At 61.0% G+C, this 9,821-nt stretch carries 10 protein-coding genes, 1 tRNA gene and 1 pseudogene; 4 read left to right on the top strand and 8 right to left on the bottom strand.

The genetic code is table 11. From position 1 onward, the window contains the following. Window positions 1-414 precede the first annotated feature (414 nt). Window positions 415-490, bottom strand: a tRNA-Arg gene (locus Q7J58_RS13925). 221 nt (window positions 491-711) lie between these two features. Between Q7J58_RS13925 and Q7J58_RS13920 the strand changes: the two genes are divergently transcribed. Continuing rightward, window positions 712-1,572: a c-type cytochrome gene (locus Q7J58_RS13920; protein WP_304829096.1), complete on the top strand. Its 861-nt coding sequence runs from the start codon at window positions 712-714 to the stop codon at window positions 1,570-1,572. A gap of 133 nt (window positions 1,573-1,705) precedes the next feature. Here the strand turns inward: Q7J58_RS13920 and Q7J58_RS13915 are convergent, their stop codons facing one another. From Q7J58_RS13915 to Q7J58_RS13905, 3 genes are read right to left on the bottom strand one after another with little or no spacing between them, the layout of a single operon-like run. After that, window positions 1,706-2,275, bottom strand: a complete 570-nt coding sequence (locus Q7J58_RS13915) for a DUF2946 family protein (protein WP_304829093.1) — start codon at window positions 2,273-2,275, stop codon at window positions 1,706-1,708. 11 nt (window positions 2,276-2,286) lie between these two features. Further along, window positions 2,287-3,303 carry an alpha/beta fold hydrolase gene (locus Q7J58_RS13910; RefSeq protein ID WP_304829090.1) on the bottom strand — a complete coding sequence of 339 codons (1,017 nt, stop codon included), beginning with the start codon at window positions 3,301-3,303 and terminating at the stop codon, window positions 2,287-2,289. A gap of 21 nt (window positions 3,304-3,324) precedes the next feature. Continuing rightward, a complete protein-coding gene (locus tag Q7J58_RS13905) occupies window positions 3,325-3,762 on the bottom strand; it encodes a nuclear transport factor 2 family protein (protein ID WP_304829088.1) in 438 nt (145 codons plus the stop codon). 132 nt (window positions 3,763-3,894) lie between these two features. Here Q7J58_RS13905 and Q7J58_RS13900 point away from each other — a divergent pair, with 132 nt between their 5' ends. From Q7J58_RS13900 to Q7J58_RS13890, 3 genes are all read left to right on the top strand, one after another. After that, window positions 3,895-4,503: a LemA family protein gene (locus Q7J58_RS13900; protein WP_304829085.1), complete on the top strand. Its 609-nt coding sequence runs from the start codon at window positions 3,895-3,897 to the stop codon at window positions 4,501-4,503. A gap of 74 nt (window positions 4,504-4,577) precedes the next feature. Then, a complete protein-coding gene (locus tag Q7J58_RS13895) occupies window positions 4,578-5,459 on the top strand; it encodes a TPM domain-containing protein (protein ID WP_304829082.1) in 882 nt (293 codons plus the stop codon). A gap of 14 nt (window positions 5,460-5,473) precedes the next feature. Continuing rightward, on the top strand, window positions 5,474-6,001 hold the full coding sequence (locus Q7J58_RS13890) for a TPM domain-containing protein (protein ID WP_304829079.1): 528 nt from the start codon (window positions 5,474-5,476) through the stop codon (window positions 5,999-6,001). A gap of 92 nt (window positions 6,002-6,093) precedes the next feature. Here Q7J58_RS13890 and Q7J58_RS13885 read toward each other — a convergent pair whose 3' ends face one another. The 4 genes and pseudogenes from Q7J58_RS13885 to Q7J58_RS13870 form a co-directional block, all read right to left on the bottom strand. Next, window positions 6,094-6,510 carry a F0F1 ATP synthase subunit epsilon gene (locus tag Q7J58_RS13885; protein WP_304829076.1) on the bottom strand — a complete coding sequence of 139 codons (417 nt, stop codon included), beginning with the start codon at window positions 6,508-6,510 and terminating at the stop codon, window positions 6,094-6,096. A gap of 120 nt (window positions 6,511-6,630) precedes the next feature. Continuing rightward, window positions 6,631-8,037, bottom strand: coding sequence for a F0F1 ATP synthase subunit beta (gene atpD / locus Q7J58_RS13880; protein WP_304829073.1), 1,407 nt, complete (start codon window positions 8,035-8,037; stop codon window positions 6,631-6,633). A gap of 44 nt (window positions 8,038-8,081) precedes the next feature. Continuing rightward, window positions 8,082-8,948 (bottom strand): F0F1 ATP synthase subunit gamma, encoded by an 867-nt coding sequence (gene atpG, locus Q7J58_RS13875; RefSeq protein WP_304829070.1) that lies wholly within the window; start codon window positions 8,946-8,948, stop codon window positions 8,082-8,084. A gap of 31 nt (window positions 8,949-8,979) precedes the next feature. Next, window positions 8,980-9,821, bottom strand: a pseudogene (locus tag Q7J58_RS13870) (F0F1 ATP synthase subunit alpha); the annotation flags it as partial.

Raw genomic sequence — 9,821 nt, 5'->3', positions numbered from 1 at the left:
GTTTGAGGGCCATCTGGGCTTGCGCCTGCTGTGCCTGCTCAGCAGTTGGCACCGGAAGGTCTTCGAACAGGCCAGCCACCGCGAGCTCGGTGGCGTTGAGGTCGGGGCGCGTTGTCATGCTCACTACCAAGCCATTACCGTACCAGCTTGAAGGGATTGGGGGGAAACTCTCAGACTGTCAACGTGGCCGCAAGCGGCTCAGACCCTGGGCCAAGAGGCTGATGGTCCAAAATTCGGAAAGCGGTGAAAACCGGGGAGTGCAATAGGCCATCGCGTGGGTCACAGACCCGCTCGCTTCAAAGCCATGACCCCGGGTCTTTTTGCATACCTGGCCCGGATAGGAAGGAGATGGAGCCCGGAGGGCATGACTTTCAGGTACCGTGGGCCATGAAAAACCACGTAAGTCATTGATTTTGGTGCGGCTGGCGGGGATCGAACCCACGACCCTTGGCTTCGGAGGCCAATACTCTATCCACTGAGCTACAGCCGCATGCTGCAAGAAGGTACGTAGTCTAACTGCTGAGCCCAAGGCATCGCAGATTGCAAACCATTTTGCGAGCTCACACCAGACTAACGATCAATTCTATCAGGCAGCCTCTGAAGCAAGGCCGGCGCAAGGGGGTGTTGGCTATAATTGCAGGCTGTCTGCCCAACCCGTGCAGGCCCGCCATTACCTATCCTGGCCCCGTTCCGCCACCCCTTGAGGACACCATGAGCGACCACGCGCACGAATCTCACACCGGCCCGATCAAGACACCCGCACAGTTGCTGTGGACGTCATTTTTCTCTTTTGTGGCTCCCATTTTCATCATCATCGGTCTGGTGTACTACGTGACCTCGGGCGACAAGCCTGCGGCCGGCGCTGTGGACCCCGAACTGGCCACGGCCATTCGCATCCAGCGCGTGGGCTCGGTTGAGCTGCGCGACGCCAATCGCCCGCTGCAAGCCGGCGATGCGGTCTACAAAGCCCAGTGCGCTGCTTGCCACGACTCAGGTCTGGCTGGCGCACCCAAGTTTGGCGATGCAGCCGCTTGGGCTCCCCGTGTGACCACAGGCTACGAAGCCTTGCTGACGTCGGCACTCAAAGGCAAAGGAGCCATGGGCGCTCAAGCCGGCGGCGCCTTCAGCGACATTGAAATTGGCCGTGCTGTGGTGCACATGGCCAATGCGGGTGGCGGCAAGTTTGTCGAGCCCGCAGCGCCAGCCGCCGCGGACGCAGCCGCCCCAGCCACCGAGGCTGCGGCTCCCGCAGCCACTGCAGCGGTGGAAGTCGCTGCCGCAGCGCCGATTGCAACCCCTGCACCCGCTGCGCCTGCATCCGCCACGGTCGCGGCAGGCGCTGGTGAGGCGCTTTACAAGCAAGCCTGCGCCGTGTGCCACGTGGCTGGTGTGGCCGGCGCTCCCAAGTTGGCCGACAAAGCCGCATGGGCTCCTCGCCTGGCATTGGGTGTGGACGGCCTGACCGCCAGTGTTATCAAAGGCAAAGGCGCCATGCCCCCCAAGGGAGGCTCGGCCGCTTCGGACGCTGACATCCAGTCGGCTGTGACGTACATGCTGGCAGCGGTCAAATAAATCCTGCTGCTCGCCCAAAAGCCGGTCATTGACCGGCTTTTTTTATGCCAGAAACAGACTGACACGAACCATGAGCCAGTCCCGCAAAGGCTCTGGTCAACGGTCCAACCAGCGGCCTCACGGGCATATTCGGTCAACACTGCTGCGGCGAAATCCGGCTGTTTCGTTGGGGGCTGCGCACATAAGCGCCCAGTACAGGCAGCTGGGCGAACGCAACGTCTTGTGGAACCCACCGCCCAGCATCCACGGCCTGGGCAGCCAGATCCATGTCGCTGGTGTGGACCAGGCCCAAGCCCCGTTCGGTGCGCAGGTACAGCCGACCCAACTCATCCAGCCAACACAACTGCACCTCCCCGGCGGGCTGTCCAGTGTGGGCCAAGATGCGCCCATCGGGCTGCAGGCGCCAGATATAGGGCGCGATCTCCAACTCGACATACACCCGCTGCGGGCCGTTTTGAAAAAACCAGCAGCCGGATTCGTCGCAGGCGTAGTTGCGGTGAATGAATTCAATGAGTTTGTCGTGCTGCAGCCGCGAGCCTTTGGCGGTTGTGCACGTCTCGCCGGGTTCGCAGGCAAAGGGACCTGCGGCCTGGGTGGGGTCGTCGCGCATGAACCACTGACCCCGGGCGTCCAGCCCAAGCCAACCATAACAATGCGGTACGTTCGGCCATTTGGCCATGGCGGCCTTGACGATGTCGTCCATGGGTCTTTCCTTTATGCCGTGTGTGCAACCAGCCAACGACCCACCGCTTCGGGCATGGTGCGCACATGCCCTGGCACACCCCAGCGTCCAGCCGCCGAGGGAAAGCCCACATGCCCGCCCCGCGGCGGTTGCCACAGCGTGACACACGGTCCTGTGTCTTGTGCTGTGGGCAGTGACGTCGCTGGCACAAAAGGATCGTTGAGCGCGTTCAGCGCCAGCGCCGGTACCCGAATGCGGTGTAACACAGGTTTGGCAGAAGCACGTGCCCAGTAGTCGTCGGTGTTGCGAAAACCGTGCAAAGGCGCAGTGAACAAGTTGTCAAACTCGTACAGATCGCGTGCGGCCAACAAAGCCGCGCGGTCAAACAGGCCAGGGTGTTGCTCCAGCTTCTTGAGCGCTTTGGGCACCATGGTGGAGAGGAACACACGGGTGTACACCTGCCGGTTGAAGCCCCGGCCGATGGCGTGTCCACCGGCGGCCAGGTCCAGTGGTGAGCAGACAGCGGCCACGGCACGCACCCGAGCACGTGCTGTCTCGCCCGCCTCGCCCGCCCAGCGCAGCAAGGCATTGCCGCCCAGCGAGACACCCACAGCCAGCAAGGGACGGCCGGGGTTTTCCTGGGCAAAGCGAGCCAATACCCAGTCAATCTCAGCAAAATCGCCCGAGTGGTAGGCACGGGGCGCGTGGTTGAGTTCGCCCGAACAACCGCGAAAGTGCGGCACGGCGAACGCGAGGCCATGGGCTGCGGCGAAGTCGGCAAAGGCCATGGCGTAGTGGCTGCCCGACGAACCCTCCAGCCCATGAAACAGCACCAACAGCGGTGCTTGTGCCGCGCTGGCGTGCTGGGCATGGTCCACGTCGATGAAGTCGCCATCGGGCGTGTTCCAGCGGCTGCGCTGCCAGCGTGGGGCTGGCCCAAAATGGCGCCGGCTGCCCAGGGCGGCCCACAGGGTTTGCAGGTTGCCTCCCGGCAACCACCAGGGTGCTTCGTAGGACAGGCCTTCGGTCGTGCAGTCGCGGAGGTTCATGGTCAGTGCCGTGTGCGTGGGTCAGTGCAACACGGGTTGCGCCGTCAGCACCTCAACCGGCTCGGTGCGCGAGCCCGGACTGGCATGGTGCGCGACCATGCGCCAGCCTTGTGCCGTCTTGGCGTACACATTGGTGGCCACCACCCAGGCCTGTTGCAAACCGTCGTCGCTCATCAAGGCCACGCGCTCCACCACGCTGTGCACGCTGCAATGGCCGGCGTCCAGGCGGCGCACTTTTTCAGGGTGCGCCTGCACACTGCCATTGGCAAACATCGCATCAAACGCGGCACGCACCGCAGCATGCCCCACCAGACGCGGCCCACCGGGGTGCACGCAAACGATGTCGTCTTCATCGGCCCAACAGGCCATCAAGCGATCAATGTCGGCTTGCTGCAAGGCGTCGTAAAACGCCTGTTCGGTGTCGTCGGGGGAGCCCCAGGGCAGTTTCGTTTTGCGCATGGGTGTATTTTGACGTCTGCACATCGCTCGGGTCCCCTGACCACGTGTTGGGTTGGGACACAGCGCGGGTATAGTGCTTTTGGGTAGGGCGCTGTTGTTTCGATGGGCCCACCGGTCTGAGGAGGTTTTTCCATGCACAAATCTGTCATTCGACTGCTCCACTGGGTCAGCGTCATGCTCTTGATCACCAGCCTGGCGGGTTGTGGTTACAACGACTTTCAGCGGCTGGACGAAGCCAGCAAATCGGCTTGGTCAGAGGTGCTGAACCAATACCAGCGCCGTGCCGATCTGATTCCCAATATCGTGGCCACGGTCAAGGGCGAAGCCAATTTTGAACAGGAGACGCTCACCCGGGTGATCGAGGCACGCTCCAAGGCCACCTCCATCCAGATGACCCCAGAGATGGTGAACGACCCTGCTGCCATGCAAAAATTTCAGGCGGCCCAAGGGGAAGTCAGCAGCGCGCTGAGTCGGCTGATGGTAGTGGTGGAGCAATACCCCAACCTCAAAGCCAACCAAGGCTTCAGCGACTTGCGCGTGCAGCTCGAAGGAACCGAAAACCGCATCACCGTGGCCCGCAACCGCTACATCCAGACCATTCAGGAATACAACGTGCTCGCGCGCAGCTTCCCGACCAACCTCACGGCCATGGTGTTCAGCTACGCACCCAAGGCCAACTTTCAGGTTGAAAATGAAGCGGCCATCTCCGCCCCTCCCACCGTGGACTTCAACAAGCCATGATGGGTTTCAGACAGGTCGTCGCAAGCGTGTTGCGCTTGACGGCACCTGGCTCCGCCCGGCACCCTGTGCGCTGGATGCTGCCCGCTCTGCTTGCGGCGCTGCTGTCATTGGGCAGCCACGCACAAGGGTTGCAAGCCCTCCCCGAACTGCGCGCCCGGGTCATGGACCAGACGGGCACGCTGGATGCGACCAGCCTGGCCGCCCTGGAGAGCCAACTGGCCGCCTTTGAGGCAGAACGGGGCTCACAGGTGGTGGTGCTGATGGTGCCCACCACCGCACCCGAAGACATTGCCGATTACACCCAAAGGCTGGGTGACACCTGGAAAATCGGACGCCAAGACGTGGGTGACGGCGTGCTGTTTGTGATTGCCAAAGAGGATCGACGCGTGCGCATTGCCCCGGCGAAAACCCTCGAAGGCGCCATTCCCGACCTCATGGCCCGCCGCATTCTGGACCAGGCTGTCGCTCCCGCTTTCCGCAAGGGCGATTACGCTGGCGGTATTCAGGCCGGCGTGAACCACATCCTGGCCTTGATACGGGGTGAAGCGCTGCCCCTTCCAAACGCTGCACCGCCCCACGGTGCGGACGGGTTCGAATGGATGGACTTGCTCATTTTTCTCGTCTTTGCCATTCCCATCATTTCTTCGGTGCTTCGCAGCATCTTCGGCAACAAGCTGGGCGTGCTGCTGACCGGTGTGGGCGCTGGCGGGCTGGCGTGGACCCTCACGGCAGTCTTCTGGATCGCGCTTGTTGCGGGCCTGCTGGGTATGCTGGCCGGCCTGTTCATGCAACTGCTCCCGCACCTGCCAGCCACACACAAAAGTGGGCGCGGTGGGCATTGGGGTGGACCTGGAAACGGTGGATTCCGGGGAGGTGGTGGCTTTGGCGGCGGCGGAGGTTTCGGCTCCGGAGGCGGGGGCAACTTTGGCGGCGGTGGCGCCTCTGGCGGCTGGTGAAGGCTCACGATCCCATGAACAAGTTTGTACGCATCCTCAAACACCAATGGCTTGACCGCTCCGACACGCTGCGCGCGATCCCGGATGACTTGGCCGACCGTCTGGCCCGGCGTGTGGCCGCCAGTGAAGTCCGTCACACCGGCGAGGTGCGCATCTGCGTGGAGGCGGCTTTGCCTTGGCCGGACTTGTGGACCGTGTCTGCCGAGCACCCACTGAGCGAGGTGGTCCGTGAACGGGCCCTGGACTGGTTTGGTCGCCTTCGTGTGTGGGACACAGAACACAACAACGGGGTGCTCATTTACTTGTTGCTGGCCGAGCATGCCATCGAATTTGTGGCAGACCGGGCACTCGCCCGGTGTGTGGAACCAGCGCAGTGGCAAGCCATCGTCAACCGACTGTCCAAGTCCTTGCACGACGGTGCATTTGAAGACGGTCTGACGCAGGCCCTTGAAGAAGTCTCGGCCCTGCTGGTGGCGCACTTTCCTGCAGGGCATGGAACGTTTGAGACCAACGAACTGCCCAACGGCGTGATTCGTTGTTGACGCTTGGTTCCATCTCCGAAAGCCATAAAAAAAGACCGGTGATTGACCGGTCTTTTTTTGGGTGTGAACAACAAGCATTTGCCTGCTGCTGGTCACTTTTTCTGGCGGTATTTGCGCAAAGCAGCAATCTGGGCGGCCATGACGGCGAGCTCCGAAGTGGCCTTGGCCAGATCGATATCGCTCTTCGCATTCTTCACCGCTTCTTCAGCCTGCTTGCGAGCGTCTGAGGCTTTGGCTTCGTCCAGATCCTTGCCGCGAATTGCGGTGTCAGACAGCACGGTGATGTGGTGAGGTTGCACTTCCAGAATGCCACCGGCCACAAACACGAACTCTTCGCCGCCGTCGGCCTTTTCGATGCGCACGGCACCGGGCTTGATCCGGGTGATCAGCGGAATGTGACCAGGCAGAATGCCCAATTCACCGGCTTCGCCCGGCAACGCCACGAACTTGGCATCGCCCGAAAAGATGGACTCTTCGGCGCTGACCACATCGACGCGGATGGTGCTCATATGTACTCCTGTAAAAAGTCGAAGAAAAGCAAGTTATCGGGTGTCGGACTGAACAGTGTGTGAACATGCACTTTCGCACAACAAACACACACGCACCTGAAAGCACCCGATGACGTCGCTTTACGCGACTTTTTTGGCTTTCTCAAACGCTTCGTCGATAGAGCCGACCATGTAGAACGACTGCTCCGGCAGGTGATCGCACTCGCCAGCGGTGATCATCTTGAAACCGCGGATGGTTTCCGACAGCGGAACGTACTTGCCGGGGGAGCCGGTGAACACCTCAGCCACGTGGAACGGCTGCGACAGGAAACGCTGGATCTTGCGGGCACGGGCCACAGCCAGTTTGTCTTCAGGCGCCAACTCGTCCATGCCCAGAATGGCGATGATGTCGCGCAGTTCTTTGTAGCGCTGCAGCGTGTTCTGCACAGCGCGGGCAGTTTCGTAGTGTTCCTGACCCACCACCAGCGGGTCCAGCTGGCGGCTCGTGGAGTCCAGCGGGTCCACAGCGGGATAGATACCGAGCGATGCAATGTCACGCGACAGCACCACGGTGGAATCCAAGTGGGCGAAGGTGGTGGCTGGCGACGGATCGGTCAAGTCATCGGCTGGCACGTAAACGGCCTGGATGGACGTGATCGAACCGACCTTGGTGGAGGTAATGCGCTCCTGCAGACGGCCCATTTCTTCGGCCAGCGTAGGCTGATAACCCACGGCGGAAGGCATACGACCCAGCAGAGCAGACACTTCGGTACCGGCCAACGTGTAGCGGTAGATGTTGTCCACGAAGAACAGCACGTCACGGCCTTCGTCGCGGAACGACTCGGCAATGGTCAGACCCGTCAGGGCCACGCGCAAGCGGTTTCCTGGGGGCTCGTTCATCTGGCCGTACACCATGGCCACTTTGGATTCGCCCAGATTTTCCAGGTTCACCACGCCAGAGTCCGCCATCTCGTGGTAGAAGTCGTTGCCCTCACGGGTGCGCTCGCCCACACCAGCGAACACCGACAGACCGCTGTGGGCCTTGGCGATGTTGTTGATGAGTTCCATCATGTTCACGGTCTTGCCCACACCGGCACCACCGAACAGACCCACCTTGCCGCCTTTGGCGAACGGGCAGATCAGGTCGATCACCTTGATACCGGTTTCCAGCAGTTCTTGCGAAGGGCTCAGCTCGTCATAGGCTGGGGCTTTGCGGTGAATCGAGGCGGTGAGCGTCTGGTCCACAGGACCACGCTCGTCAATGGGCGTACCGAGCACGTCCATGATGCGCCCCAGGGTGGCTTTGCCCACGGGAACCATGATGGGCTCGGCGGTGTTCGACACCACCATACCGCGGCGCAGACCGTCGGACGAGCCCAGCGCAATGGTGCGCACCACGCCGTCGCCCAACTGTTGCTGGACTTCCAGCGTCAGGGCGGAACCTTCCATTTTCAGGGCGTCGTAAACGCGCGGCATCTGGTTGCGCGGAAACTCCACGTCCACGACGGCGCCGATACACTGAACGATCTTGCCTTGTACTTGAGACATGATGTATACCTTTTAATTTCTCTGAATTCTGTTGAACGGCTGCTTCAGACCGCTGCGGCGCCAGCCACGATTTCCGAAAGCTCTTTCGTGATCGCAGCCTGACGGGTCTTGTTGTAGACCAGCTTGAGTTCACCGATGACACTGCCGGCGTTGTCTGTTGCCGCCTTCATGGCCACCATACGAGCAGACTGCTCGGAGGCCATGTTTTCTGCAACCGCCTGGTACACCTGTGCCTCTACGTAGCGCAGCAACAGCTCGTCAATAACGGCTGGCGCATCGGGCTCGTACACGTAATCCCAATCGCGACCACCTGCGTTGTCTTGCAGGTCACCGGTATTCAAGGGCAACAGCTGCTCAATCACCGACTCTTGCTTCATCGTGTTGATGAACTTGGTGTAGCAAAGATAGACCGCGTTCACGCGACCTTCGGTGTACGCATCCAGCAGCACCTTGACGGGGCCGATCAACTTGTCGAGGTGGGGCGTATCGCCCAAACCCGTCACGCTGGACACCACCTTGGCGTTGATCCTGTTGAGAAAACCCAAACCCTTGTTGCCAATGGCCACAGCCTCTGCACCCACGCCCTGCGCCTGCAGGTCTTTAAGGTGGTTGGTCACGGCACGCAACACGTTCGTGTTGAGACCGCCACACAAACCCTTGTCGGTGGTGACGACAACAAAACCAGCGGTCTTGGCGTCGTTGGTCCGCATGAACGCGTGCGTGTATTCCGGATTGGCCCGGCTCAGGTTGCCGGTGATCTGGCGCACTTTCTCGGCGTAAGGGCGGGCCGCACGCATGCGTTCCTGCGCCTTGCGCATTTTGGAGGCGGCGACCATCTCCATGGCTTTGGTGATCTTCTTGGTGTTTTCCACCGATTTGATCTTGCCGCGTATTTCCTTGCCTGCTGCCATTGCTGCTCCTTTATCGGGTCAATGGGCCGGTTCAGTACGTGCCGGTTTTCTTGAACTCGGCAATGGCGGCCGCCATCTGGGCTTCAGCGTCCTTGTCCATGGCCTTGTCGGACTCCAGCTTGGTCAGCAGAGCCACGTGCTTGTCTTTCAAGTGCGCATGCAGACCATTTTCGAAGGACAAGATTTTCTTGACTTCGATATCGTCCATGTAGCCTTTGTTCACGGCATACAGCGTAGCGGCCATCAGACCGATCGACTGGGGGCTGTACTGGGCCTGCTTGAGCAGTTCGGTCACGCGGGCACCGCGGTCGAGCTGCTTGCGGGTGGCTTCGTCCAGATCAGAAGCGAACTGCGCGAATGCAGCCAGTTCACGGTACTGTGCCAAGTCGGTACGGATACCGCCAGACAGGCTCTTGATCAGCTTGGTCTGGGCTGCGCCACCGACGCGGGACACCGAGATACCGGCGTTGATCGCAGGCCGGATACCGGCATTGAACAAGCTGGTTTCCAGGAAGATCTGACCGTCGGTGATCGAGATCACGTTGGTTGGAACGAAAGCGGACACGTCACCGGCTTGCGTTTCAATAATAGGCAATGCGGTCAGCGAACCGGTCTTGCCTTTGACTTCGCCTTTGGTGAACGCTTCGACGTAGTCGGCGTTGACACGGGCTGCACGTTCCAGCAGGCGGCTGTGGAGATAGAACACGTCGCCAGGGTAGGCTTCGCGGCCTGGTGGACGGCGCAACAGCAAGGAAACTTGACGGTAGGCCACGGCCTGTTTGGACAGGTCGTCGTACACGATCAAGGCGTCTTGACCACGGTCGCGGAAGTACTCGCCCATGGTGCAGCCAGAGTAGGCCGACAGGTACTGCA

This window comes from Hydrogenophaga sp. (genome assembly GCF_030656115.1).
Lineage (GTDB): Bacteria > Pseudomonadota > Gammaproteobacteria > Burkholderiales > Burkholderiaceae_C > Hydrogenophaga.
Note: the sequence above shows the minus strand (reverse complement) of the source record. Positions and strands in the feature narration are given on the sequence as shown.

Excerpts from the sequence above, each read along its gene's own strand:
- Q7J58_RS13910 (WP_304829090.1), bottom strand. The coding sequence starts at position 3,303 with ATGAACCTCCGCGACTGCACGACCGAAGGCCTGTCCTACGAAGCACCC.
- Q7J58_RS13920 (WP_304829096.1), top strand. The coding sequence starts at position 712 with ATGAGCGACCACGCGCACGAATCTCACACCGGCCCGATCAAGACACCC.
- atpD (WP_304829073.1), bottom strand. The coding sequence starts at position 8,037 with ATGTCTCAAGTACAAGGCAAGATCGTTCAGTGTATCGGCGCCGTCGTG.
- Q7J58_RS13915 (WP_304829093.1), bottom strand. The coding sequence starts at position 2,275 with ATGGACGACATCGTCAAGGCCGCCATGGCCAAATGGCCGAACGTACCG.
- Q7J58_RS13900 (WP_304829085.1), top strand. The coding sequence starts at position 3,895 with ATGCACAAATCTGTCATTCGACTGCTCCACTGGGTCAGCGTCATGCTC.
- Q7J58_RS13895 (WP_304829082.1), top strand. The coding sequence starts at position 4,578 with ATGCTGCCCGCTCTGCTTGCGGCGCTGCTGTCATTGGGCAGCCACGCA.
- Q7J58_RS13905 (WP_304829088.1), bottom strand. The coding sequence starts at position 3,762 with ATGCGCAAAACGAAACTGCCCTGGGGCTCCCCCGACGACACCGAACAG.
- atpG (WP_304829070.1), bottom strand. The coding sequence starts at position 8,948 with ATGGCAGCAGGCAAGGAAATACGCGGCAAGATCAAATCGGTGGAAAAC.
- Q7J58_RS13885 (WP_304829076.1), bottom strand. The coding sequence starts at position 6,510 with ATGAGCACCATCCGCGTCGATGTGGTCAGCGCCGAAGAGTCCATCTTT.
- Q7J58_RS13890 (WP_304829079.1), top strand. The coding sequence starts at position 5,474 with ATGAACAAGTTTGTACGCATCCTCAAACACCAATGGCTTGACCGCTCC.